The following is a 25,402-nucleotide window of genomic DNA, read 5'->3' as shown; positions in this document are numbered from 1 at the left end:
AAATTCGAGAACGGAACCAACGGTCGTTTTCAACGACCGTTGGTATTACATCGGACCGATGCGTCAGGGGGCGCCGCAGCGCCCCCGTCTTCCCCTCACCCGTGGCTGCTGCCGAGCCGTTCCCGCGGCAAGTCGGCCCGGGGTGGGAGCTGGCCCTGAGGCGGGGCTTCAGCCGGTACCTCCGCCGCGCCGCGGGTGCGCCACAGGCTGTAGACGATGCCGCCGGCGAGCAGGACCACGGTGACCACCAGCGCGACCCAGGGCTGGATCTCGACCAGCTCGAACGTGTCGGCCAACACGATCTTCAGGCCGATGAAGATCAGGATCAGGGCGAGCGCGGTCTTGAGGTAGGCGAAGCGGTCGACCATCGCCGCGAGTGCGAAGTAGAGAGCGCGCAACCCTAAGATCGCGAAGATGTTCGAGGTGTAGACCACGTAGGTATCGGTGGTGATGGCGAAGATCGCCGGCACGCTGTCGACCGCGAAGATCACGTCGGCACCGTTCACCAGCACCAGCGCCAGGGCGAGCGGGGTGAGCCACAAAGCCGGCCGGCCGGTCTTCGGATCGGGCTTGCGGGTGGTGAAGTTCTGGCCGTCGAGCTCGTCCGTCACCCGCATGTGCCGGCGCATGAACGCGGTGAAGCGGTCGGCGGACGTGTTCTCGCCCTCCTCCTCGTCGCCGGAGACCAGCATCTTGATGCCGGCATAGATCAGGAAGGCGGCGAAGATCGTCAGCACCCACTCGGCCTGGTGGACGAGGGCGGCGCCGAGCCCGATCATCAGGCCGCGCAGCACGATCGCCGCCAGGATGCCCCAGAGCAGCACCCGGTGCTGCGCATTGCGGGGGATGCCGAGATAGCCGAAGATCACCGCGATGACGAAGACGTTGTCCATCGACAGCGACTTCTCGACCACGAGGCCGGCGAGGTATTCCTGGCCCGCCTGCGGGCCGAGATACCACCAGACCCAACCTCCGAAGAGAAGGCCGAGGGTGAGGTAGAAGGCAGTGAGGAGCAGGCTCTCCTTCACGCCGATCTCGCGGCTCTTGTCGCGGTGCAGGAGACCGAGATCGAGGGCGAGCAGGATGAAGATGACGGCGTGGAAGCCCAGCCACATCCAGATCGGCTTGCCGAGCCACGTCATATACAGGAAATCGACCATCGCGGGACCGTGATGCTTCGAGGAAGAAAGCATCGGCTCCGACATCACGAGCGCGCGTTGCGCCGCTCGCCAGAGGGGCCCGCAGCCGATGGATGCGACTTATGTCCGTGATGGCGGCGGATCAAGGGCGGCCGGGGCCGGTGGCCGCGCCCATATTTTTCGTTTCTGCCCCGGCGGCAGGTTGACAGGCCCGCCGGCGTCGCGGCCTTCGACGGGACATGACACAGGCGAGCATCCATGTGGCGGTGATCGGGGCCGGACCCGCGGGCCTCTCCGCCGCCGAGATCCTGGCGGAGGCGGGCCTGCGGGTCACCGTGATCGAGCGGATGCCCTCCCCCGCCCGCAAGCTGCTGATCGCGGGGCGCGGCGGCCTCAATCTCACCCATAGCGAGCCGCTGGAGCGCTTCCTCGCCCGCTACGCCCCGTCGGCCCGGTGCCTCGACGCGGCGATCCGGGCGTTTCCGCCCCAGGCCCTGCGCGACTGGTGCGAGGCCTTGGGGCAACCGACCTTCGTCGGGTCGAGCGGCCGGGTGTTTCCGCAGGCCTTCAAGGCCTCGCCGCTGCTGCGGGCCTGGCTCTCGCGGCTCGATCGTCTCGGGGTACGGTTGCGCACTCGCACCCGCTGGACCGGCTGGGGCGATGACGGCGCCCTCGCACTGACGGGCGAGCATGGCCCGGACACCTTGCGGGCGGAGGCGACGGTCCTGGCCCTCGGCGGCGCGAGCTGGCCGCGGCTCGGCTCGGACGGGGCCTGGGTGCCGGTGCTGGAGGAAGAGGGCATCGCCGTGAACCCGCTGCGCCCGGCCAATGCGGGCTTCACCGCCGATTGGTCGCCGGTTTTCGCCGAGCGCTTCGCCGGCGCGCCGCTCAAGCGCGTCGCGCTCCGCCTCGGCGCCGCCCAGGTGCGGGGCGAGGCGGTCATCACCCGGGAGGGCATCGAGGGCGGCGCGGTCTACGCGCTCTCGCGGCCGATCCGCGAGGCGATCGAGGCGCAGGGCGAGGCTTCGGTGGATCTCGACCTGCGGCCGGACCTCGACACAGCCACCCTCACCCGGCGCCTCGCCGGAGCGCGGCCGAAGGAATCCCGTGCGACGGTTTTGCGCAAGGCCGCGGGCCTCAGCCCACCGGCCGCCGGCCTGCTGCGCGAGGCTTTGCGCGACTTGCCGGCCGACCCCGCTTCCCTGGCGGCGCTGATCAAGGCGGTACCGCTGCGACTCACCGGCCTGCGGCCGATCGAGCGCGCGATCTCCACCGCCGGCGGCGTCGCCTTCGCGGATCTCGACGACCGCTTCATGGTACGGGCGCGCCCCGGCACCTTCCTCGCCGGCGAGATGCTCGACTGGGAGGCGCCGACCGGCGGCTACCTGCTCCAGGCGAGCTTCGCCAGCGGCCGGGCGGCGGCGAAGGGGGTGCTGGACTGGCTCGGGGAGCCCTAGCCGGCCGCTGCGAAAGGGCTTCGCCTGTCGGTAGAAGCGTGATTCACGGCCCTGCGATCAGTGGGAGATTTTTGAGCACGCGGTCATGATCTCCGAAGCAGATCGCTGTTTTCCTACGTCGACATCGAGCGCCGCATCCGGCCTGCCCCCCCCTGAGAACGATCGGGATTTTGGTCGACGAAGCGCTTACGACGCGCGATGGGCCGTCTTCCGGGCTCACCTCACAGATCGGCCGCCCCGCGATCCCACCCGAGGCACTCCTGCGCGCCTTCCCGTGCGTCGCACGGCTGCTGTCGCCAGCTCATTTCACACCCGACGGCACCTCGATCAGGCTTGGGACTCGATCAGACTTGGGCCTTGATCAGACTTGGGCCTCGATCAGACTTCGGCCTCGATCGGCACGCCACCCTGGCGATGCGATCAGCCAGACCATCCGCAAGCGGATCGAGGAACGCTTCGGCTGAGGTAGGGAGATCGGCCTGATTCGCCGCATCCGGGTCCGAGGGCGGGAGCGGATCGACACGGCCTTCGGATCGACACACGGCCTTCGCCTTCTCGGCGGCGGCCTTGACCCTCGTAAGGCTGCCAAAACTCCTGGCCGTGTGAGCGGACCCGTGATGAAAGGACGCCGCCTCCCTCTTGCTGCACGCGGCTGAGCCCTGCTCCAGCGCAGCAGGCCAGCCCGGCACGACCAGCCACCGCAATGCCGGGGATCGGCGCAACCCGCCAGACCGAACGACGCCGGGCCACGCACCAGAGCAACACGCCTTTTTCGGCAGCCTGACAGAGCGTTTTCCGACGAAGCCGATACCGGTTCTATGTAGAAAATGCGGTAAAATCACAGACCTGGAGAGCGTCACGATTGCAACGCGATCGTGCAGCTCTCTAGTCCTTCCGGCATGGAAACGCGTCGCGCAGGGCCAGCAGGGCCAGGACGCCGGCCGGCTCGCGCAGGGCCGGCGGGTGGGCTGCGCCGTATTTCACCACCGCCCGCACGAGTTGCAGTCGGTTGCCGTCGGGCGGCAGGCAGGCGCCGAGGATCGGCGGCTGGTTGGCGGTATCGGCGACGCCGGCGAGATCCTGCACCGCGCCCATGAAGGCCCAGCAGCCGACCGTTTCCGGATCCTGGCGGAACTCGACGTCGTTGCCCCGCACCTTGGCGCCGCGCAGCAGGTTCTTGCACTGCGCCACCAGGACCGCGCCCTCGGCGGCCCGCGCCGGCGCCGGGGCCATCGCCGCCCCGACCGCCATCATCGCAGCCACGAGAAGGGCGAGAGGAGACCGTGAAGCGAAGCGTCGCAGAGTCTCGCGGAGTGACGGGGCGCGGTTCGAGAACCCGCGGGGACGGTTCGGGAACCTGCTCGGAATCGACATGCGGACACAACTCGACGCGGGAGGCCGCCTGCCTGCGGCCCACCCCATCCTAGCAAGCGCAGCCAGACGTTGCGCCGCGTCGCTCGCGACGAGTCACACCCTCGTTGCCGCAGGCTTGGAAACAGCGAAATGTGGGGATGGTCAGCGCGCCGGATACACCACCCGGGCAAGCGCCGCCTCGACGCGCGGGGTCGGCACCGTCGTCGCCGAGGCCTTCTGGTACTGGGCCATCATCCGGCGGGCGGCGTCGGCCGGCAGCGCACCGATCGGCGCCGTCATCGCCAGCAGTTCCTTGCGAGTCTTGGCCGCCACCACGCCGGGACGGTTCACGTCCTGGAAGTCGCGCATCGCGTGCGTGTCGGAATCGGGGTCGCCCCGGAACACCCGCGGCCCCTCGGGCATGATGACGATGTCGCCCGGGCGCAGGGTCGGGTCGCGCAGGAGCGCGGTGCGGGCATCGAGGGACTTGAGCGGCGACACTGCGATCGCCAGGGGCTTCGTCTCCTTGTCCTTCGCCTTCACCTCGGCCTTCGGCAGGGCGACGTAGCGGGTGCGCCCGCGCAGGGCCTTGGCCGAGAGGCGGTTGCGCCGGGTCGCCCGCTGGCGGATCGGTGCGTCGTAGGGCTGGACGATGGTGGGCTGCGCGACGGGCGCCGGGGCGGCGGCCGGCCCGGAGAAGATCTGCCGGAGGAAATCGAGGCCGTCATTCTCCGCCCGCGCTCCCGCGCTCGAGGCGATCAGCAGGCAACCGGACGTCATCGCGAGGAGAAGGGCGCGAAGCCGGGCAGCCGGCATGGTCTGGGGCAGCGGCATCGAGCCTCTCCAGTGCGTGGTGTGACCTTGGGAAATCTGTACTGGTACTCGGCCGTTTAACCTCGACGGCAGCCTGCCAGTTCCGGGCTTTCCGCCAAAGATGAACAATTTATGATCGTGCCCTCCGGCCTCCTGTCCGATCGGATGAAGCGCGGGCCGCGCAGGGCGGCGGAGAGGCCAGGGGATGGACCGGAAGCCGCGATCTCTGGCCTTCGTCTTGGAGGCCGAGGAGTGAACATTGACCCCGGCCCGGGACGAGGCGACAAGCAACGACGACGCAACGGGAGCCGATGCCGATGCCGCCGCGAGGATGCTTTCCGGTTCGCGCGCCGGTTCGCGCGGCCTTCGGCCTTGCCCTGGCACTCGGGACGGCCGCCCCGGTCCACGCACAGGCGCTGGACAAGCGCGTGCCGATGGAGCCGACGGCCTGGCCGTTCACGGCGATCGGGCGGGTGAACGTAGTGCGGGGGCCGGCGCATCGCGGCCATTGCACCGGCACCCTGGTCGGGCCGCGTCACGTGCTGACCGCCGCCCATTGCCTGTTCGACGACCGGCTCGATACCTGGGTCAAGCCGCACCAGGTCTTCTTCGTCGCCGGCCAGGCCCGCGACCGGAATGCCGGCACCGCCGAGGTCGAGGCGTTCCGGCTCGCTCCCGGCATCGACCTGCGGCTGGCGACGCGGCCGCATCGCGACGGCATCGCCTCCGAGATGATCGGGCGCGACTGGGTGATCCTCACTCTGCGCCAGCCCCTGGCCCTCAAGCCGGTGCCGTGGCTCGTTCTGGCGGGGGCCGAGCTGCCGAAGAGCCGGCCGGGGGCGGTGGTGGCGCTCGCCGGCTACGCCGCCGACCGGCCGTACCTGCCGGTGATCGACCACGGCTGCGCCGTGCGGATCGACGCGCCGGTTCCCGGCCAGCTCACCGACGCCTGCGAGTCGATGTCGGGGGAATCCGGGGCGCCGGTCCTGGTCCTCGATGCCGATGGGGGTGCGTCGCTCGTCGGCATCCACACCGCGGTCACGGGGGGCGAGCGGGTCGGGCGGGCCTACCGCTCGGGGACGGGCCGCGGCGTCGCCGCCGGCAGCTTCGCGGCGGCGCTCGACGCGATGGTCAGGAAGTGAGGCGCCAGAACGCCACTTGCGTGTCGCCGTAGGTCCGGCGCTCCAGCTCCGAAAAGCCGTCGGGCGCGGCAAGCGCCGCGGAGGCCGCCTCCTCCACCACCGCGAGGGCATCGTCGGCGAGCCAGCCGCCGTCGCGCGCCGCGCTCAGCGCCTTGGGGGCGAGGTCGCGGCCATAGGGCGGGTCGCAGAAGACGAGGCCGAACCGCTCGCCGGGCGGAGCGGCGCCGAGCCGGGTGGCGTCGCGGCGAAACAGCCGCGTCACCCCGCCGAGCCCGAGGGTGTCGAGATTCTGGCGGATCACGCCGCGGGCCTCCGCCCCGTCGTCGACGAGGAGCGCGAAGGCCGCGCCACGGGAGATCGCCTCGCAGGCGAGCGCCCCGGTGCCGGCGAACAGGTCGAGGACGCGGGCATCCGCGACCGGATCGTCATAGGCATGCGTGAGGACGTTGAACATCGCCTCGCGCAGCCGGTCCGAGGTCGGCCGGATCGCGTCGCTGCGCGGCCCGGCGAGGCCGCGGCCGCGCAACTCCCCTCCGACGATCCGCATCGATCAGGCTCAGCCGCGCGGCGGCCGGCCGCCGCCGCCGCCCGGACGACCACCGCGCCCGCCGGGCTTCGACCCGCCGCCGCCACCGGCGCGGAAGCCGCCGCCGGGCTTGCCGAACGGCTTGCCCCCCGGCCGGCCGCCGCCACCGGGGCGACCCTCGCCCTTGGCCCCGAAAGGCTTGGCGCCGAAGGACTTAGCCCCGCCGGGCTTCGCGCCGAACGGCTTTCCGCCGAACGACTTGCCGCCGGGCTTGCCCCCGAACGACCGGCCTTCGCCGCCGCCGGGGCGGCCTTCGAAGGAGCGGCCACCACCACGGCCCTCGGCCCCGAAGGAACGACCTTCGCCGCCGGACCGGCCCTCGAACGAACGGCCAGCGCCGCCCGGACGGCCTTCGCCCTTGCCGCCGAAGTCCTTGCCGCCGAAGTCCTTGCCGCCGAAACCGCGGTTCCCGCCGCCGAAGGACCGGCCTTCACCGCCGGAGCGGCCCTCGAACGAGCGACCGCCGCCACCGGGACCCCGGCCTTCGCCCCCGAAGGAACGGCCCGCGCCGCCGGAGCGGCCCTCGAACGAACGACCGCCCCCACCGGGGCCACGGCCTTCACCGCCGAAGGAACGGCCTTCGCCGCCACGGCCCCCGAAGCCCTTGTTGCCGCCGAAACCGCGGCCCTCGCCGCCCTCGGGACGTCCGCCGGACCGGCCGAAGCCGCGGCCGCGGCCGCCGTCGTCGCCGAGGCCGGCCTTCGCGCCGCCCCGCGGCGCGAAGTCGTCACGGGAGCGCCGCATCGGGCGGTCGTCGCCGCCAGGCCCCCGGTTGGCATTTGGGCCCCGGTTCGGCGCCCCGTCCCGGTCGTCGCCGCGGAACTTCGTGCGGCGATGAGGCGCCGCCTCGTCCTGCGGCGTGGGCACCAGGCGCTCGACCAGCACCCGGCGGTCGCCCGAGGCGATGGCGCCGACGCGCTTGCGCGGGGCATCCGCCATGGCGGCGCGGATCTCCTGCGGGCTGTCGCCGCGCCGGTGCACCCGGCCGCGATTCGGCAGGTCGCCGGCGGCCTCGGCCTCGGTGTCGCGCCAGACCGTCCGCGCGGGAGCCCGGCGGCCGGCCTGGGCCGTGGGCGGCTTGCCGAATTGCGGCCGGGCCGGGTCGCGCCCGCGGGGCGCCCCCTCCTGCGCCGCCCGGGCCGCCGCCTTCGGCGAGCCGAACGGCGCGATCGGCTCGCGCACCGGGCTGGTGAAGTCGACGCCGGCCTGCTCGGCCAGCGTGTTGCCGAGCTGGTCCTTCAGCACCCGGGTGCGGATCTCCTCGACCAGCCCGACCTCGAGCTCGCCAAGCTGGAACGGGCCGAAGGAGAGCCGGATCAGCCGGTTCACCGACAGGCCGAGATGTTCGAGGATCCGCTTGACCTCGCGGTTCTTGCCCTCGCGCAGGCCGAGCGTCAGCCAGACGTTGTCGCCCTGCGCCCGGTCGATCGTCGCCTCGACCGGGCCGTACTCCATCCCGTCGATGGTCACGCCCTTGCGCAGGCCGTCGAGCATCGCCTGGTCGACGTCGCCGAAGGCGCGCACGCGATAGCGGCGCAGCCAGCCGGTCTCCGGATGGGCGATGACCTTGGCGAGCCCGCCATCGTTGGTGAGGAGCAGGAGCCCCTCGGTGTTGATGTCGAGCCGGCCGATCGCCACCACCCGGGGCATGTCCTCGGGCAGGGCGTCGAACACCGTCTGGCGCCCTTCCGGGTCGCGGGCGGTGGTGACGACGCCGCGGGGCTTGTGGAACAGCCACAGGCGGGTGCGCTCGCGGGTCGGCAGCGGCTCGCCGTCGATCGTGATGCGGTCGTCGGGCGTCACGTTCACGGCCGGCGAATCGAGGCGCTGGCCGTTCAGGGTCACCCGGCCTTCCGCGATCATCGCCTCGGCGTCGCGGCGCGAGGCCACGCCCGCCCGGGCGATCGCCTTGGCGATGCGCTCCGGCTCCGGCTCGGCCGCCGCGGCCGGCTTGGCCGCTACCTTGGCCGATGCCGTCCCACGCTTGCTGGAAGCCTGCCCCTCCGGGGAGCCCGCGGATGCCTCATTCCGTCCGCGACGCTGTTGCGGCGCCCCGGTCTCGTCGTCGTTGATGTCGTTCATGCGCGCCTGATACCAGACGGGGTCTGTCGACGCGAGTGGAACCGATGCGCGATTTTGCAAGGGGGGACCTGTCACCAAGCGGGGCTCTGCGCCCGGATCCCCTCGGCCTCGCCTTCGACGCGGCGCGCGAGGCGGCCTCCCGCGGTGAGGTGCCGGTGGGCGCCGTCGTGGTGCGGGACGGGATCGTGCTGTCGGTCGCCGGCAACCGCCCCCGGGCCGACCGCGACCCGACGGCGCATGCCGAGATCCTGGCGATCCGCGCCGCCTGCGCCGCCCTCGACGACGAGCGCCTGACCGGCTGCGACCTCTACGTCACCCTCGAGCCCTGCGCGATGTGCGCTGGCGCGATCAGCGTCGCGCGCATCCGCCGGCTCTATTTCGCCGCCGCCGACCCGAAGGGCGGCGCCGTCGAGCACGGGCCGCGCTTCTTCAACCAGCCGACCTGCCACCACGCCCCTGAGGTCTATGGCGGCTTCCGCGAGAGCGAGGCCGCCGCGCTCCTGCGCGACTTCTTTCGCGATCGGCGCTCCTGACCCCTCACGCCGCGAAGGATTGAGGCAAGCCTGAACGGGCGCCGGCGCCCCTGCACCGGACGCCCCCGCATCGACGTGTCGATGCCGGGGCACTGAGGAAAGCACCCTGGAATTCAGCCTTCTCAAATCAATATAGCAGTGGCTATATGAGTCTGCCCGAAGCAGGGCGGAATCGTGAGGAGCGCGGGCGGATGCGGGACGGATGGGCATGGCGCGCGGGCACCGAGGCGGCGGAGCCGAGCCTCGGGGCGATGAATGCGAGCGTGCCGGTGCGGGCCACCGGCTCGTGGCCGCGGCGGCTCCTCGCGTTCCTCGGCCCCGGCTACATGGTCTCGGTCGGCTACATGGATCCGGGCAACTGGGCCACCGACATCGCCGGGGGCGCGCAGTTCGGCTACACCCTGCTCGCGGTCATCCTGCTGTCGAACCTGATGGCGGTGGTGCTCCAGGCACTCGCCGCGCGGCTCGGCATCGCCACCGGCCGCGACCTCGCGCAGGCCTGCCGCGACGCCTATTCGCGCCCGGTCGGGATCGCGCTCTGGCTCGCCTGCGAGGCGGCGATCATCGCCTGCGACCTCGCCGAGGTGATCGGCACCGCCATCGCCCTCAAGCTCCTGTTCGGCCTGCCGCTGCTCGCCGGGGCGGTCCTGACCGGCCTCGACGTACTGCTGATCCTGCTCCTGATGCGCCGGGGCTTTCGGGCGCTCGAAGCCTTCGTGATCGCATTGCTGTCGATCATCTTCGCCTGCTTCGCGGTCCAGATCGCCATGGCCGCGCCGCCGATCCGCGACGTGCTCGGCGGCTTCGTGCCCTCCCCTGAGATCGTCACCAACCCGGCGGCGCTCTACCTCGCCATCGGTATCATCGGCGCCACGGTGATGCCGCACAATCTCTACCTGCATTCCTCGATCGTGCAGACCCGCGCCTATCCCCGCGACGAGGCGGGCAAGCGCAGCGCGATCCGCTTCGCCACCGCCGATTCGACCATCGCACTCACGCTCGCGCTGTTCGTCAACGCGGCGATCCTGATCATGGCGGCCAAGGTCTTCCACGGCACCGGCCATACCGGGGTGCAGGAGATCGAGGAGGCGCATGCCTTGCTCTCGCCGCTGCTGGGCGTCGGCCTCGCCTCGACCCTGTTCGCGCTGGCGCTCCTCGCCTCGGGCCTCAATTCCACGGTCACCGCGACGCTCGCCGGCCAGATCGTGATGGAGGGGTTCCTGCGCCTGCGCCTGCCCGACTGGGCGCGCCGCCTCGTCACCCGCGGCATCGCCATCGTGCCGGTGGTGGTGGTCACCGCGCTCTACGGCGATGCCGGCACCGCCCGGCTCCTGGTGCTGAGCCAGGTCGTCCTGTCGATGCAGCTGCCCTTCGCGGTGATCCCGCTGGTGCGCTTCGTCTCCGACCGGGGCAAGATGGGCGTCTTCGTCATCCCGCGCTGGCTGACGGCCCTGTCCTGGGCCATCACCGCCGTGATCGTGGTCCTGAACCTGAAGCTCCTCGCCGACACCCTGGCGAGTGGCTGACGCGGATGTCGGCGAGCGTCGGAAAGCAGACGCAAGCGCAGAGGTGTGGCGTCTGCACAACATTTGGGCGGAGTCGTAGAGTCTAACGGAGCGAGAACTCGGAACAAGAGCGGCCGATCGGGCTTTATGCACCACGTTTTTCGACTTGCGTGGACGCCACGATGAAAATCCGCACCGGCTACTCGATCGCCTTCGACACGCCCGGCCCGACCCCGATGGTCCTGATGCTCAACGTACATCCGGACCGGGCCGGCGACCTGATCACGCCCGACACCATGACCATCGACCCGCCGGTCCCCGCGCATCAGTTCGTCGATTCCTTCGGCAACCTCTGCACCCGCGTCACCGCCCCGGGCGGCCGCATCACCTTCTCGGCCGATTTCCTGGTCCAGGATAGCGGACAGGTGGACGACTATGCGCCGGATGCCGTGCAGCACCCGGTGCAGGACCTGCCCGACGAGGTGCTGCCCTTCCTGCTGGCCAGCCGCTATTGCGATACCGACAAGCTGTCGAACACCGCCTGGCAGCTGTTCGGAAACACGCCGGAGGGCTGGGCCCGGGTCCAGGCCATCGTGACTTACGTCCACAACCACATCCGCTTCGACTACCAGCGCGCCGACTCGACCCGCAGCGCCCTCGACGGCTTCAATCAGCGCGAGGGCGTGTGCCGCGACTTCGCGCACCTCGCCGTCACCTTCTGCCGCTGCATGAACATCCCGGCGCGCTACTGCACCGGCTATCTCGGCGATATCGGCGTGCCGGCCGTGCCCGACCCGATGGATTTCTCGGCCTGGTTCGAGGTCTATCTGGGTGGGCGCTGGTACACGTTCGACGCGCGCCACAACAAGCCGCGGATCGGCCGCATCGTCATGGCGCGCGGGCGCGACGCTACCGACGTCGCCATCTCGACGAGCTTCGGCCCGGCCTGGCTCGCCAAGTTCGAGGTCCATACCGACGAGGTGGTGGGCGACGCGCCGCAGCAGGTGGAATGGCTGCAGGCGGCGGAGTGACGGTCGGGCGCGGTTTCTCTCCTCTCCCCGCAGGCGGGGAGAGGGCTGTGTCACCGTTCAGGTGACGCAGCAAGCGGAGGCAAAGCCGGAGCGAGGGTGAGGGGGTGTTTCCGGAGGAGCCACGTTCGGCACCTCCCCCTCACCCTCGCGGCGAACCTGCGGTTCGCTGCCGGGCTCCCTGAGCCCCTTCGGAGCTCAGGCCTCTCCCCGCCCGCGGGGAGAGGGGAGCACCCGCTCCATGATCGCGCCGGTCATGCCTCTGATGCGCGGGTAACACGACGAATCGGCGAGCCCACCTCCCCCGCTGTCAAGCCTGGATGCCCGCGCATTCTCCGGCTATGGCGGCGCGATGCTGCTTCGCCCCTACCAGCGCGCGAGCCTCGACGCGCTCCAGGCCGATTGGGCGCGCGGCGGCCGCAACGGCCTGATCGTGCTGCCGACCGGGGCCGGCAAGAGCCTCGTCATCGCCACCCTGGTGCGGGAGACGATGGCCCGCACTCCGCAGGCCCGGATCGCCGTCGTCACCCATACCCGCGAGCTGATCGCCCAGAACCACGCCGAGCTCATGAACCTCTGGCCCGAGGCGCCGGCCGGCATCGTCTCGGCCGGGCTCGGGCGGCGGGAGGAAACGAAGGCGATCCTGTTCTGCGGCATCCAGTCGGTCTGGAACCGGGTCGAGGTGACCGGCGGCTTCGACCTGGTGATCGTCGACGAGGCCCACCTGATCCCCCGCGACGCCGAGACCCGCTACGGCCGCTTCCTCGACGCGGTGCGGGTGCGCTCGCCCGGGATGCGCCTCGTCGGGCTGACCGCCACGCCCTACCGCCTCGACAGCGGCCGCCTTGACGAGGGAAAGGGCCGCGTCTTCGATTCCATCGTGTACGAGGCGCAGGTCGGCGACCTGATCCGCGAGGGCTATCTCTCGCTCCTGGTCTCGAAGGCCACCGCCACGATCCTCGACGTCAGCGGGGTCCCGTTGCGGCACGGCGACTACGTGCCGGGCGCTCTCGAAGCGGCGGTGAACCGCGACGTCATCACCAGGGCGGCGGTGGCCGAGATGGTGACGTACGGTGCCGAGCGCCGGGCCTGGCTCGCCTTCTGCGCCGGTGTGAAGCACGCCGACGCCGTGCGCGACGCGATCCGGGCCGAAGGGTTCTCCTGCGAATCGATCTCCGGCGAGACGGGCAAGCGCGAGCGCGACCGGATCGTGCGCGATTTCCGGGCCGGGCGCCTGCGCTGCCTCACCTCGGTCGGGGTGCTGGCGACCGGCTTCAACGTGCCGGAGGTCGACCTGATCGCGCTCCTGCGCCCGACCCAGAGCACCGGCCTCTACGTGCAGCAGGTCGGCCGGGGCCTGCGCCTCGCGACGGGCAAGACCGACGCCCTGGTGCTCGACTATGCCGGCCTGGTGCGCCGGCACGGACCGATCGACGTGCTCTCGGCCAATGCGGTGGCCCGCGCCCGCCTCCTCGGCGATACCGGCGGGCCCCGGGCCAAGCCCTGTCCCGGCTGCGGCGCGCTGATCGCGCTGAATGCCAGCACCTGCGAGGGCTGCTGGGTCGAGCCCGAGGAAGCGGACGAGGCGGAGCTGCCGCACGAGGCGGTGGCCGACGACGAGACCGCAGTGCTCTCCGCCGGCACCGTCGCGGTGGTGCGCGAGGCGCATGCGCGCTGGTGGCCGGTCGCCGGCTGGCGCTTCCGGCGCGAGGCGCGGGCCCGCGGCCCCGACCTCCTGGTGGTCGCTTTGGAGGGCGACGAGGACGCGATGACCGTGAGCCTCGACCTCGAAGCCTCGGGCTTCGCCCGCGAGAAGGCGGTGCAATGGTGGCGCCGCCTCGGCGGCGAGATGCCAGCGCCCCTCGACGTCGACGAAGCCCTGGCGCGCTGCGACGAGCTCGCCCTGCCGGAGGCGGTCCGGGTGGTGCCGACCGGCCGGCTCTCCGAGAGCGTCGATTACCGCCTCGCCGACGGGGCGATCTGGACCGATACCCGGCGCGTCGCCTGAGCGGATCAGCCCGCCGCGATCAGGCGGGCGACCTCGGCCTCGGCCAGAACCTTCTCGGCGGCGACGGCGGCGGCGAGATCCCGGATCGCCTCCAGGTCGCCGTCCTGGCAGGCGATTTCCAGGGCGGCGCAGAGGCGCGACAGCCGGGCGAAGCCGATCAGCCCCGAGGAGGCGATCACCCCGTGCGCCGCGGCGCCGAGCGCCGCCGGCTCGCCCCGCACCGACCAGTCCCGCAACTGGGCCTGGAAGCGCCCGAGCAGCATCGGCATCGCCTCGTCGCCGACCGCCTGGCGCAGGTCGGCATAGGTCGCGGCGTCGAGGGAGGGGGGCGTCGTCGCCATGGCGTCCGGCTCCAAATGCGCCGCAACGTGTCGTTGCGCGTCGGCTCTCGGAGCGCGATGCTACAGGATATGGGGCGGCCGCGATGCTCGGCCATCAGGCCGATCCATAACGGATCGGTGCCGATCCATAACGGATCGGTGCCGATCCATAACGGATCGGTGCCGATCCTCGATAGATCGGTGCCGATTCCGGATCGCGGCCGCGATCGTGGCCTCAGGCCGAGCGCGCCACCGAGGTCCCGATCTCCGCCGACCGGGCGGCCTCCGCCTCGCGGGCATAGGTCCGCGCCCGGAGGATGGCCTCGGAGGGCAATTGCTCGACGACGTATCCATCCGGGCCGACGACCTGGAACACGATCTGCTGGCTGTCGGCATCGCGCCGGTAATGGGCCCGGTCGGCCTTGGACTCGGAGCTGTCAGCCGGCGCGGCGGTGCCGCGCGCGACCGCCTTCCGGGCATCGGGGCTCAGGTCGTAGGTCACCGCCGGGTCGAGGGGCGGGTCGACGGGGGCCTTGGTCGCGGGAGGGGGGCTGATCCGCACGATCGGTTCGACCGCGGCCGGCGGAAGCGCCGCGGCAAGGCTGCTGGTCTCGAACACTGCGAAGTCCTTTCGAGCGATCTATTCCTATCCAGTTAGCCGCGATGAGCCCTACCCGGATGTTAACGGCCGGCAGGGGCTTTAAGACTGCATTAAAGTGGGGTTTCGGTGTTTTAAACAATTTTATGGAATGGGATGGAGGCGCGCGTGAACCCTCCCCCCCTCTGCGGGGGAGGGTGGCGAACACAGTGAGCCAGGAGAGGGGAACCACGTTCCGGAAAGGACTGAACTGTTCTGAAGGGCGCCCGCTGGACCACCGTCGCGCGGCCCCTCTCCCGGCCCCTGCTGACGCAGGGTCCACCCTCCCCCGCAGAGGGGGGAGGGTTCACGCGCGGGTCATCGGAGGGGGGAGAGCCCGGTCGCAGCGTCGTTGCCCTCAATGCAGATCGAGGCGTCGGCTGCGAGTGAATGTATCGATTTCACTACCGCCCTAAACAACCAAGCCAGAACCCATCACAACGCGATGTCGATACTCGCCGCCGTGCCACGCTCGGCCTGCGCGTAATCGATCTGCGCCCGCAGGTTCGACGCCATGGCGCGCACGATGCGCGAGCCCAGCCCGGTGCCGCGCGGGGTGCCCGCCCCCTGCCAGCCGACGCCGTCATCGGCGACCGTGAGGCGCAGATGATCGCCGTCGCGGCGCGCGGTGATGCGGATCTCGCCGGTGACGCCCTCGGGATAGGCGTATTTGTAGGCGTTGGTGACGAGCTCGGTGACGATCACCCCGAGCGAGACCGCCTTGTCGGTCGCCACCTCGACCGGGGCGGCGTCGAGCAGGATGCGGTGGCGCTGGCCGGTGGCATTCATCGCCCCGTCGAGATCTTCGACCAGGGTCGCCAGATAGGCGTCGACCGCCACCACCCGCACGTCGTCGGAGGTGTAGAGCCGCCGGTGGATGCCGGCGATCGCCGTGATGCGGGTCTGGGTCTCCTCGAGTGCGGCGCGCGCGGCGGCGTCGGTGACGGCGTTGGCCTGCATCCGCACGAGCGCCGCCACCAGGGCGAGGCTGTTGGCGACCCGGTGGTTGACCTCGCGCAGGAGCAGTTCGGCCCGGTCGCGGGCCTCGCGCACCTCGGCCTCGGCCCGCTCCTTCTCGCGGCGGGTGCGGTCCTGCAGCACGGCGGTGGCCACCGCCTCGGCCAGCAGCTCGCGAAAATGCCCTTGCAGGTCCTTCCAGACGTAGTCGACGGCGCCGGCCTTCAGCGCCGCCACGGCGACGCGGCTGTCCTCGGAACCGGTGACGTAGATCACCGGCGGCGCCTCGGGCAGGGCACGGATGCGCGGCAGGATCTCGAGCCCGGTCTCGTTCGGCATGTGGTGGTCGAGGGCGACCACGTCGAAGGGCTCGGCCGCCACGAGGGCGAGGCCGGTCTCGCCGTCGGGGGCGTGCACCACCGCGCAGCCGCGGGCCGCCAGCGTGCGGGCCACCAGCCGCGCCAGCCCGGGATCGTCGTCGATGTAGAGCAGGCGGACCGGTTCGGTCACGGTCAGGCGCTCTCCGGAACCTGCATCACCGCGAAGAACAGGCCGAGCTGGCGGATCGCGTTGGCGAAGCCCTCGTAGTTCACCGGCTTGGTGATGTAGACGTTGCAGCCGAGATCGTAGCAGCGCTGGATCTCGCGCTGGTCGTCGGTGGTGGTCAGGATCACCACCGGCGAGCGCTTCAGGTGCGGGTTCGATTTCACCTTCTGGAGGATATCGATGCCGGTCATGTCCGGCAGGTTGAGGTCGAGCAGGATCAGGAGCGGCCGGCCGGCATTGATCTCGCCGCTGCCGTCGGGCCCGAACAGGGCGGCGAGGGCGGACGTTCCGTCCCGGAACGACTCGATGACGTTGTTCACGCCGGCGCGGCGGATGTTCCGCTCGATCAGCCGGGCGTGGCCCTCGTCATCCTCGATCATCACGATGTGTACGGCCGGCACCTGACAACTCCCCGTGGCGGAAACCCGGACCGGCCGGGACGCCTCTTCCTCGCGCGCGCTCGCGCCGACCGCGGGAGACATGCTCCCGTCACACACTCTCTAGACCATTTTCCGGCGCCGTGGACACGCGGCTGGCGTAGAAAACATGCCGGTCACGTTAACCTGCCGTTGCACCGCCGCTCAGGCCTGCCGGAGCGGCAGCGTCACCGTGAAGGTCGTTCCCGCTCCGAACTCCGATTCGAGGTCGATCCGCCCGCCGAGCGCCCGCACCAGGGTGCGGACATGGGCGAGCCCGATCCCCTCCCCCGGCCGGTCCTGGACGCCGGAGCGGCGGAAGAGCTCGAACACCCGGGCGTGATCCCGGGCATCGATGCCGCGGCCGTTGTCGCTCACCCGGATGACCGCGAGCCCGTCCGAGAGAGTGCCCGTCACCGCGATCCGGCCGGGCCGGTCCTTCGCCAGGTACTTGATCGCGTTGTCGATCAGGTTGCCGAAGATCTGCCCCAAAGCCACCCGGTCGGCGACGATGTCGGGCAACTCGCCGATGGTGATGACCGCAGCCACCGTGTCCGCTTGGTGGCGCTGCGCGTCGGCCAGGCTCTGGACCAGGGCGGTCATCGCCAGGGGCTCGGGCTGGAAGTTGCGCCGCCCCTCGCGCGACAGCTTCAGGATGGCGTTGATCAGCCCGTCCATCTTGGTGATCGCCGCCTTGATGAAACTCACCGATTCGGCGAGGTCGGCGTCGATTCGCGCGGCGTCCGGCCGACCCGCGAGCGCGGTCCGGATGTCGTCCTGGCTCGCCTCGATCTCGCTGGTGAAGCCCATGATGTTGACGAGCGGCGCCCGCAGGTCGTGGCTGACGATGTAGGCGTAGCGCTGGATCTCCTCGTTCGATTCGCGCAACGCGGCTTCCGCGGCGCGCTGCTCGGTGATGTCGGAATGCACGCCGACCCATTCGCGGATCGTGCCGTCGGGATCGAGCACCGGCACCGCCTGGATCGCGTAGGTGCGGAAGACCCCGTCGTGGCGGCGCACCCGGTGCTCGTGGGTGTAGCGTCGGCGCTCGGCCACCGCGGCGTTCCAGCTCTCGACGCTGGCGGCGCGGTCGTCGGGATGCACCGCCTCGGCCCAGCCATAGCCTTCGTACTGTTCAGGGCTCTGACCGGTGAGCGCGGCCCAGGCCGGCTGGTCGCCGGTCATCCGGCCGTCGGGACCGTTGGTCCAGAGCACGCCGCGCACCGCCTGGACGGCGGCGGCGAAGCGGTCCTGCTCGCGCCGCACCGAGGCGAACAGGCGGGCATTGTCCATCGCCACCGCCGCCTGGCCGGCGAGGCCCTCGATCACGGCGGCCTCACGGGTCCCGAAGCGGTGCGGCTCGGGATGGCCGAACAGCAGGGCGCCGAGGGTGGAGCCGGTGCCGGAGACCACCGGCACCGCGAGGTAGCTGCGCACCGGCAGGTGGCCGTGCGGCATGCCGCCATGGCTGCCGTAGCGCGGATCGGTCGTCACGTCCTCGCTCAGCACCACGCCGCCGGCCGCGAAGGTCGCGCTGAACAGGTTCGTCACCCGCGGCAGGCCGAAGCGGGTGAAGGCCTCGCGCGGCCCCCCGGTCAGGCTGAGGAGCCGCCAATGCTCCGGCCCGTCCGGGCCCTCCGGCACCCGCTCGAACAGGGCGCCGTAGGCCGCCCCGGTCAGGTGGGTGGCGGCCTCCACCACCGCGTCGCCGAGGCGCTGGCGGTCGAGCTCGCTCGAGAGCGCCGTGCCGAGGCGGTTCAGCACCTCCAGGCGCTGGGTCTCGGCGCGCAGCGCCGAGGCGGCCCGAGCCCGCTCGGCGGTCCGCTCGCGCTGGCGCTGCGCTGCGCCGGCGATCTCGGCGCTCACCGCCGCGACCTCCGCCGGCACCCCGGCCAGCACCGGCGCCGCGCGGCCCAGCCCGAGGGCGACCGCCTGGTCGCGCAGGGCGTGGAGCGGCGCCGCGATGCCGCGGGCGAAGGCCAGCGCCAGCACCGCCGCGATCGCCGAGAGCATGACGCCGAGCCCGGCAAACCAGACGAGGGAGGCGCGCACCGGCGCCGCCAGCGCCTCCTCCGGTACCCCGACGGCGACGCGCCAATCCGGCACCCCGGCCCGCGCATAGGCGATGAAGAACGGCTCGCCTTCGAGCGAGCTGCCGCGCCAGTGGCCCTCCGGCCCGGTGGCGGCGCGCAATTCGTCGGGGGCCTGCGCGCCGGTGAACCGCTCCGGCAACCGGGTGCGGGTCAGCACCCGGTGGTCGCGGTCGATCACGCTCATCACCCAGTCCTTCGGCACGCCGCCGGAGGCGAGCACGTCGCGCAGCCGCGAGGTGGGCAGGGAAAAGGACAGGAGATAGAGCACCGCCTCGCCGCCCCGGCGCATCACCGGCACCGTCACCCGGAAGCGTCCGTCGATCACGCCCGAGACCGCCGGCCGGCCACCGAGGGCCGCGGCGTCCGCGGCGTCGATCCGTTCGGGGATCGGTTCGCTGCCGAGATCGATCAGCCGCCGCCCGTCGGGATCGCGCAGGATCGTCGGCAGGCCGCTGCGGCGGGCGAGTTCCTGCACCTGCTCGCGGAACGCCGTCACGTCGCCGCGCTGGAGCGCGTTGGAGAGGCTCAGGGCTTCGAGAGTGGCGATGAGGCTCGCCAGCTCGCGGTCGACCGCCGCCGCCTCGATCCTGGCACGGCCGAGCGCCTCCGATTCCAGGCGCCCGCGGGCGGCGCCGGCGAACTGCCACAGCACCACGCCGCCGAAGATCAGGATCGGCACCGCCAGGCCGAGGCCGAAGACGACCAGGCGGCGCACGATCGAGCCGGGACGCCGAGTTCCCGGGACAGGGGACGGGGCAGGCCCGGGCGGGGTGGCGGGGGCCTGCATCGGCATCGTGGAGGATCCTTACTCGCCGGCTTCGACGTACAGCCTCCCGCCCTCGCCCAGGAATTCCGCCGATTTTTGGGCCATGCCGGCTTCCCGCTCCGCTTCGCTCAAGGGTGTGGCTTTCGCGATCACCTCGCCCGCGGCCTCCATGGCGAGCACGTCGGCGCGCAGATCCTGGGTGATCTTCATCGAGCAGAATTTCGGGCCGCACATCGAGCAGAAATGCGCGACCTTGTGGGCGTCCTTCGGCAGAGTCTCGTCGTGGTAGGCGCGCGCCGTGTCCGGATCGAGGGAGAGGTTGAACTGATCCTCCCAGCGGAAGTCGAACCGGGCCCGCGACAGGGCGTCGTCCCTGAGTTGCGCCGCCGGGTGGCCCTTGGCGAGGTCGGCGGCATGGGCGGCGATCTTGTAGGTGATGACGCCGGTCTTCACGTCGTCGCGGTTCGGCAGGCCGAGATGCTCCTTGGGGGTCACGTAGCAGAGCATCGCCGTGCCGTACCAGCCGATCATCGCCGCGCCGATGCCGGACGTGATGTGGTCGTAGCCCGGCGCCACGTCGGTGGTGAGCGGGCCGAGCGTGTAGAACGGCGCCTCGCCGCACTCGGCGAGCTGCTTCTCCATGTTGACCTTGATCTTGTGCATCGGCACGTGGCCGGGGCCCTCGATCATCACCTGGCAGCCCTTGGCATGGGCGATCTTGGTCAGTTCGCCCAGGGTCTCCAGCTCGGCGAATTGCGCCGCGTCGTTGGCGTCCGCGATCGAGCCCGGGCGCAGGCCGTCGCCGAGGGAGAACGACACGTCGTACGCGCGGCAGATGTCGCAGATCTCCTCGAAGCGCTCGTAGAGGAACGATTCCCGGTGCCCGGCGAGGCACCAGCGCGCCATGATCGAGCCGCCGCGCGAGACGATGCCGGTGACCCGCCGCGCGGTGAGCGGCACATGGGCGAGGCGCACGCCGGCATGGATGGTGAAGTAATCCACCCCCTGCTCGGCCTGCTCGATCAGGGTATCCTTGAACACCTCCCAGTCGAGCTTGAGCGGGTCGCCGCCGACCTTCTCCAGCGCCTGGTAGATCGGCACCGTGCCGATCGGCACGGGCGCGTTGCGCAGGATCCAGCCGCGGATGTTGTGGATGTTGCGCCCCGTCGACAGGTCCATGACGGTGTCGGCGCCCCAGCGGATCGCCCACACCATCTTCTCGACCTCGTCGGCCGCCGAGGAGGTGACGGCCGAGTTGCCGATATTGGCGTTGATCTTGACGAGGAAGTTGCGGCCGATCGCCATCGGCTCGAGTTCGGTGTGGTTGATGTTGGCCGGGATGATCGCCCGCCCGCGCGCCACCTCGTCGCGCACGAAGTCCGGCGTGATGAAGGGCGGGATCGCCGCCCCGAAACTCTCGCCGTCGGCGAGCGCGCCCTCGGCCTGCGCCAGCATCGCCTCGCGGCACAGGTTTTCACGATGGGCGACGTAGATCATCTCGTCGGTGACGATCCCGGCCCGCGCGAACTCGTACTGGGTGACCCTCTGGCCCGGGCCGCCCCGGCGGATCGTGCGGGCGGCCGGGCACGGCGCCACCAGCCTGTCCTCGGCCACGAAGCCGTTATCCTCGGGCTTCACCGCCCGGGGCGCCACCGCCGCATAGCCGCGCGTCTCGATCCAGGGGGCGCGGATCTCGGGCAGGCCGGATTGCAGGTCGATGCGGGCGCCCGTCTCGGTATAGGGCCCGGAGGGATCGTAGACCCGCACGGGCGCCTCGCACGGATCGGTCAGGACGATCTCGCGATAGGGCACCGCCAAGTCGGGGCGGTCCCTGGGCGACGCATAGACCTTCGCCGAGCCGGTGATCGGCCCGGTGGTGACGCTCGTTGGAAGATCTTTGGCGAGGATCGGTGCGTTCATGGATCTCTCCGGGGGAGACGATCCGGCCTCGGGGCGCGAGGACGCACGGGCAACGTCGATCATGGCAGGTTCCCGTCCCTCCGCCGGTACGAACCGGATCAGGTTCAAGGGTCAGGACGCACGCTCGTCCAATCTCAGCCCCTGCCGGCGGGGCCCCCCTCGGTAACGGCACCACTGTCCGGCGGCGGGTGGGGTTTGTCAATCGCGGGTTGAAGGAACGCTGCGGCATCCCGGCGGCCGCGGTGGCGGTTGCGCGGCCTTGAACCCCGCCCAGCCGGCGCCCCAGATACGGGGGACTTCCCCGTCTTTCAGGAGTTGGCCTTGGGACGCCGTGACCGGCGCTGGCGCGACGACGATCCCTCCACGCACGGCCCGGGCGCCCGCAACCCGGTGATCTGCCCGCTCTGCGAGCGGCCGATCCCGCCCGGCGCCCGCCAGAGCCGGCACCACCTGACGCCGAAGCTCAAGGGCGGCACCCATGGCGAGACGGTGCAGCTGCACCAGATCTGCCACTCCGCGATCCATGCCCGCCACAGCGAGGCCGAGCTGGCGCGTCGCCTCAGCGACGTCGAGAGCCTGCGGGCCGAGCCGGAGATCGCCCGCTTCCTCGCCTGGGTGCGCGGCAAGCCGGACGATTTCCACACCGCGACGCGGATGACCCGGACGCGGCGGGAGACCAAGCGGAGCTTTCGTTGAGAGACGCCGGGTCCTCGTCAGCAGGGTGAATCGATCCCGACGATTCTTCGCGCGATTCGACCGGCCGGTCCGGCTCCGATCTTTACGTCTCCCTGCGAGCCTCGGGGCCGTCCTCGTGGAGACGCCCGATGTCCGCCCGTCCCAACACCGAACCCGCCCTCTCGGTCCGGCCGGACGATCCGGTCCGCCCGCCGGTCCGCCCGCACGCCGCGCCGGAGACGGGGCGCCTCGCCTGGGTCGACGTCGCCAAGGGCATCTGCATCATCCTGGTGGTGATGATGCACTCCACCCTCGGGGTCGGCGAGGCGATGGGGGGCGAGGGTTTCATGCACCACGTCGTGGAATTCGCCAAACCGTTCCGGATTCCCGATTTCTTCCTTCTGTCGGGCCTGTTCGTCGGCCGCGTGGTCGATCGCGACTGGCGCCTCTTTTCCGACCGGCGCATCGTCCACTTCGCCTATTTCTACCTGCTGTGGATGGTGCTCCAATCGGCGGTGAAGTACGGCCAGATCACCGAGGGGGCGGGCCCGGGCGCGTTCCTCGCCCATCTCGCCTACGGCCTGATCGAACCCTATTCGACGCTCTGGTTCATCTACCTGCTGGCGGTGTTCTCGGTCGCCGTGAAGCTGCTGCGCGGGGTGCCCGGCCCGGTGCTGCTGATCGGCGCCGCCCTGCTGCAACTGGCCCCGGTCCATACCGGCTCGACCCTCATCGACGAGTTCTGCGCCCGCTTCGTCTACTTCGTCGCCGGCTATCTCTTCGCGGCCCGCATCTTCGCGCTGGCCGACTGGGTGCGGGCGCGGTCGGGCCTCGCGCTCGTCGGCCTCGCCGCCTGGGCGGGGATCGAGGGGGCGCTGGTCTTCACGCCGACCGGCTTCCCGTCTCATCCGAACCTGGCCGGCCTGCCGGGGGTGAGCCTGGTGCTGGGAGCCGCCGGCGCGCTCGCTATCGTGAGCGCGGCCGCCCTGCTGACCCGGGCCGGCGGCCCCGTCACGGCGATGCTGCGCGCCTGCGGCGAGCGCTCGATCGTGATCTACCTCGCCTTCTTCCTGCCGATGGCGGGGTTGCGCACGGTGCTGGTGAAGAGCGGGATCATCGCGGATGTCGGGGTCGTCTCGCTCCTCGTCACCGCGACCGCGGTGGCCGTGCCCCTCGGGATCGAGCGGTTGGTCCGCCACACCCCGGCCCGGTTCCTGTTCCGCCGGCCCGCCGCCTTCCACCTCGTCGGCGAGGAGCGCGCCACCCCGGCACCGGGCCTCGCCTCCGCTCGCGCGACCTGATCCCGCGGATCTCCGTTCACGAGTCTTCTTCCACGAGTCTTCGGCTCGGCGACGGCGCTCCCGCAAGGGGCGCCGTTTCACAGCCCGGCGGGCGCAGGGCATGTCTTCCCTCACGTCCTGACTTACGGTTAGCCGGACGGGCTGCGGCGCAATGGTCGCAAGTCTTTACCGATCATCAGCGATTTCCGCACAGATTCCGCCAAGGTCATGGAACCGGGGCGGACCCAGATGGAAGCGTGTTTCCGCCTCCGGGACGGCGCCGGCCTGTTGCTGCTCCTGCTTGCGCCACTCCTCGTCGTCGCCGTGCCACGCTCCGAGGCGGTGGCCGTGCTCGGCCGGCCCGGCAGCGGCATCGCCGAGGCGGCCGGCATCGTGGCGGCGGCGGGCGGCGTGCTGGTGCGGACGGGCGCGGCCGGCCTCGTCGTGGCGCGGTCGAGCGAGGCGGGCTTCGTCGGACGCCTCTACGGCGCCGGGGCGTGGCTGGTGCTCGACCCGGTCGTCGCCGGCGGCTGCGGCCCGGGACCTGACCCACAAGACGCTTCTTCTCCGTCACCGAGCGCTGCCCGATGATGACCGACGCCGACGATCTCCGCCGTTCCTACGCCCGCATCCTGATCGGCCTGCTCTGGGCCCACGTCCCGGTCGCGGCGGTGATACCGCTCCTGCCCGGCGAGGGTGGTACGCTGGCGCCGGCCGGCGCCGCGACCCTGCTTGCCACCCTCGCCACCCTGTCGTGGTGGCGCGACCCCACCGGGCTCCGGACCCGGATCGCCACCGCTTTGGCGCTCGTCGGCATGGCGGCCGTACTGCTCTACGCCAGCGCCGGCCATCCCTGGCAGATCGACCTGCACATGTACTTCTTCGCCTGCCTGGCGGTGCTCGCCGGCTGGTGCGACTGGCGGGTGATCCTGGCGGCCACGGCTGCCACGGCCCTGCACCACCTCGTCCTCAACCTCGTCCTGCCCGGCGCCGTCTTCCCCACGGGAGCGAGCCTGCAAAGGGTGCTGCTCCATGCCGGGATCCTGACGATCGAGGCGGCGATGCTGGCCTGGATCTGCCGCACCGTGTCCGGGACGCTGGCGGGGCTGGCGCGATCCGAGCGCGAGGCGCAAAGCCAGATGGCGCGCCTGCGCGACCTCGAGCGGCAGGGCGAGACCGCCCGCGAGGCGGCCGAGCACGATCGGCGCGAGAGCGTGATGCGGATGGCGGCGGCGTTCGAGGCGGCGGTGGGCGGCATCGTCGGCGAGGTCGCGGCAGCGGCGGGCGAATTGCAGGCGACGGCGCATGCGATGTCGCAGAAGGCGGGCAGCGCCGCCGCGCGCTCGGCAGAGGCCGAGGCCGCCGCGGGCCAGGCGGCCGGCGATGTCGGTGCCGTCGCGGCGGCGACGGAGGAGCTCGGCGCCTCGGTGCGCGAGGTCGGCCAGCAGGTCGGCGAATCCGCCGGCCTCGCCCGCGCCGCGGTCACGGAGGCCGACCGCACCGCTGCGCTCGTCGGCGAGCTGAGCGAGGCCGCCTCGCGGATCGGCGACGTGGTGAGCCTGATCTCGGGCGTCGCCGACCAGACCAACCTGCTGGCGCTGAACGCCACCATCGAGGCGGCCCGGGCGGGCGCGGCCGGCCGCGGCTTCGCGGTGGTGGCCGCCGAGGTGAAGGAACTGGCGAGCCAGACCGCGAAGGCGACCCAGGAGATCAGCGGCCAGATCGGCCGCATCCAGGGTGCGACCGGCGATGCCGTGCGGGCGATCGAGGCGATCGGCGGGCGCATCCGCGGCATCGACGGGGTCGCCGCCGCCGTCGCCGCGGCGGTCGAGGAGCAGGGCGCGGCGACCCGGGAGATCATCCGCGCCATGGACCGGGCCGCCGCCGGGACCGGCTCGCTCACCGCCACGATCGGCGCCGTGGCGCAGGCCGCCGGCGACACCGGCTCCGCCGCCGGCCGGGTGCTCGCCTCCGCCGATGCCCTGACCCATCAGGCCGATCATCTCGGGGCCGAGGTCGCGCGCTTCCTGCAGGGCGTGCGGGCGGCGTGAGCGCTTCGGGGACTGTGTGAGCAGGCCTCCTGTCGAAAAAATCCGATAGATGTGCAAATCCCACCCACACCCTCATCCTGAGGTGTTGGCGATCG

At 71.5% G+C, this 25,402-nt stretch carries 21 protein-coding genes and 1 riboswitch; of the genes, 10 read left to right on the top strand and 11 right to left on the bottom strand.

What is annotated here, in order from left to right; genetic code table 11:
- Positions 1–95: 95 nt before the first annotated feature.
- Complete coding sequence (locus AC3AOF_RS07055) at positions 96–1,160, bottom strand: TerC family protein (RefSeq protein ID WP_488348067.1); 1,065 nt, start codon at positions 1,158–1,160, stop codon at positions 96–98.
- Between the two features lie 218 nt (positions 1,161–1,378).
- On the opposite strand from AC3AOF_RS07055, the gene AC3AOF_RS07050 reads away from it, so the two are divergent.
- On the top strand, positions 1,379–2,596 hold the full coding sequence (locus AC3AOF_RS07050; RefSeq protein ID WP_488348066.1) for a BaiN/RdsA family NAD(P)/FAD-dependent oxidoreductase: 1,218 nt from the start codon (positions 1,379–1,381) through the stop codon (positions 2,594–2,596).
- An 885-nt stretch (positions 2,597–3,481) separates the two neighbouring features.
- On the opposite strand, the gene AC3AOF_RS07045 is transcribed toward AC3AOF_RS07050, so the two are convergent.
- The gene (locus AC3AOF_RS07045; RefSeq protein WP_488348966.1) at positions 3,482–3,850 is read right to left on the bottom strand and encodes a Rap1a/Tai family immunity protein; all 369 of its coding nucleotides are present in this window, start codon (positions 3,848–3,850) and stop codon (positions 3,482–3,484) included.
- Between the two features lie 261 nt (positions 3,851–4,111).
- Positions 4,112–4,783, bottom strand: a complete 672-nt coding sequence (locus AC3AOF_RS07040) for a hypothetical protein (protein ID WP_236991442.1) — start codon at positions 4,781–4,783, stop codon at positions 4,112–4,114.
- Positions 4,784–5,079: 296 nt separating this feature from the next.
- Here AC3AOF_RS07040 and AC3AOF_RS07035 point away from each other — a divergent pair, with 296 nt between their 5' ends.
- Entirely contained in the window at positions 5,080–5,904 is an 825-nt protein-coding gene (locus AC3AOF_RS07035) for a trypsin-like serine peptidase (protein ID WP_488348065.1), read from the top strand.
- Here AC3AOF_RS07035 and rsmD read toward each other — a convergent pair.
- Both rsmD and AC3AOF_RS07025 read right to left on the bottom strand, forming a co-directional pair.
- A complete protein-coding gene (rsmD, locus tag AC3AOF_RS07030; protein ID WP_488348064.1) occupies positions 5,894–6,451 on the bottom strand; it encodes a 16S rRNA (guanine(966)-N(2))-methyltransferase RsmD in 558 nt (185 codons plus the stop codon). The two genes, AC3AOF_RS07035 and rsmD, sit on opposite strands and share 11 nt — an antisense overlap.
- Positions 6,452–6,460: 9 nt before the next feature.
- Entirely contained in the window at positions 6,461–8,572 is a 2,112-nt protein-coding gene (locus AC3AOF_RS07025) for a pseudouridine synthase (RefSeq protein WP_488348063.1), read from the bottom strand.
- A gap of 44 nt (positions 8,573–8,616) precedes the next feature.
- Here AC3AOF_RS07025 and AC3AOF_RS07020 point away from each other — a divergent pair, with 44 nt between their 5' ends.
- The 4 genes from AC3AOF_RS07020 (at position 8,617) to AC3AOF_RS07005 (ending at position 13,646) form a co-directional block, all read left to right on the top strand.
- On the top strand, positions 8,617–9,105 hold the full coding sequence (locus AC3AOF_RS07020; protein ID WP_236991445.1) for a nucleoside deaminase: 489 nt from the start codon (positions 8,617–8,619) through the stop codon (positions 9,103–9,105).
- Between the two features lie 191 nt (positions 9,106–9,296).
- Positions 9,297–10,631: an Nramp family divalent metal transporter gene (locus AC3AOF_RS07015; RefSeq protein WP_488348062.1), complete on the top strand. Its 1,335-nt coding sequence runs from the start codon at positions 9,297–9,299 to the stop codon at positions 10,629–10,631.
- 161 nt (positions 10,632–10,792) lie between these two features.
- Entirely contained in the window at positions 10,793–11,641 is an 849-nt protein-coding gene (locus tag AC3AOF_RS07010; RefSeq protein WP_488348061.1) for a transglutaminase-like domain-containing protein, read from the top strand.
- Positions 11,642–11,990: 349 nt separating this feature from the next.
- Positions 11,991–13,646 carry a DEAD/DEAH box helicase gene (locus AC3AOF_RS07005; RefSeq protein ID WP_488348060.1) on the top strand — a complete coding sequence of 552 codons (1,656 nt, stop codon included), beginning with the start codon at positions 11,991–11,993 and terminating at the stop codon, positions 13,644–13,646.
- Between the two features lie 5 nt (positions 13,647–13,651).
- On the opposite strand, the gene AC3AOF_RS07000 is transcribed toward AC3AOF_RS07005, so the two are convergent.
- The 6 genes from AC3AOF_RS07000 to thiC all read right to left on the bottom strand — a co-directional run bounded on the left by AC3AOF_RS07000 (position 13,652) and on the right by thiC (position 21,301).
- Positions 13,652–13,987: an Hpt domain-containing protein gene (locus AC3AOF_RS07000; protein ID WP_488348059.1), complete on the bottom strand. Its 336-nt coding sequence runs from the start codon at positions 13,985–13,987 to the stop codon at positions 13,652–13,654.
- 214 nt (positions 13,988–14,201) lie between these two features.
- Positions 14,202–14,585 (bottom strand): hypothetical protein, encoded by a 384-nt coding sequence (locus tag AC3AOF_RS06995; RefSeq protein WP_236991450.1) that lies wholly within the window; start codon positions 14,583–14,585, stop codon positions 14,202–14,204.
- A 453-nt stretch (positions 14,586–15,038) separates the two neighbouring features.
- Positions 15,039–16,070 carry a sensor histidine kinase gene (locus tag AC3AOF_RS06990; RefSeq protein WP_488348058.1) on the bottom strand — a complete coding sequence of 344 codons (1,032 nt, stop codon included), beginning with the start codon at positions 16,068–16,070 and terminating at the stop codon, positions 15,039–15,041.
- A 2-nt stretch (positions 16,071–16,072) separates the two neighbouring features.
- Positions 16,073–16,486, bottom strand: coding sequence for a response regulator (locus tag AC3AOF_RS06985; protein WP_236992866.1), 414 nt, complete (start codon positions 16,484–16,486; stop codon positions 16,073–16,075).
- A gap of 201 nt (positions 16,487–16,687) precedes the next feature.
- A complete protein-coding gene (locus AC3AOF_RS06980; protein WP_488348057.1) occupies positions 16,688–19,408 on the bottom strand; it encodes an ATP-binding protein in 2,721 nt (906 codons plus the stop codon).
- Positions 19,409–19,420: 12 nt separating this feature from the next.
- Positions 19,421–21,301 (bottom strand): phosphomethylpyrimidine synthase ThiC, encoded by a 1,881-nt coding sequence (thiC, locus tag AC3AOF_RS06975; RefSeq protein WP_488348056.1) that lies wholly within the window; start codon positions 21,299–21,301, stop codon positions 19,421–19,423.
- 58 nt (positions 21,302–21,359) lie between these two features.
- Positions 21,360–21,471, bottom strand: a riboswitch (TPP riboswitch).
- 151 nt (positions 21,472–21,622) lie between these two features.
- On the opposite strand from thiC, the gene AC3AOF_RS06970 reads away from it, so the two are divergent.
- The 4 genes from AC3AOF_RS06970 to AC3AOF_RS06955 all read left to right on the top strand — a co-directional run bounded on the left by AC3AOF_RS06970 (position 21,623) and on the right by AC3AOF_RS06955 (position 25,307).
- Positions 21,623–21,997 (top strand): restriction endonuclease, encoded by a 375-nt coding sequence (locus AC3AOF_RS06970; protein WP_236991454.1) that lies wholly within the window; start codon positions 21,623–21,625, stop codon positions 21,995–21,997.
- A 128-nt stretch (positions 21,998–22,125) separates the two neighbouring features.
- On the top strand, positions 22,126–23,277 hold the full coding sequence (locus AC3AOF_RS06965) for an acyltransferase family protein (protein ID WP_488348055.1): 1,152 nt from the start codon (positions 22,126–22,128) through the stop codon (positions 23,275–23,277).
- Positions 23,278–23,505: 228 nt separating this feature from the next.
- Positions 23,506–23,847, top strand: a complete 342-nt coding sequence (locus AC3AOF_RS06960; RefSeq protein WP_236991456.1) for a hypothetical protein — start codon at positions 23,506–23,508, stop codon at positions 23,845–23,847.
- On the top strand, positions 23,844–25,307 hold the full coding sequence (locus AC3AOF_RS06955; protein ID WP_236991457.1) for a methyl-accepting chemotaxis protein: 1,464 nt from the start codon (positions 23,844–23,846) through the stop codon (positions 25,305–25,307). Before AC3AOF_RS06960 ends, AC3AOF_RS06955 begins: the two co-directional genes overlap by 4 nt.
- Positions 25,308–25,402 lie beyond the last annotated feature (95 nt).

This window comes from Methylobacterium sp. 142-1Y, from assembly GCF_057747795.1.
This window is presented reverse-complemented; position numbering and strand designations above follow the sequence as displayed.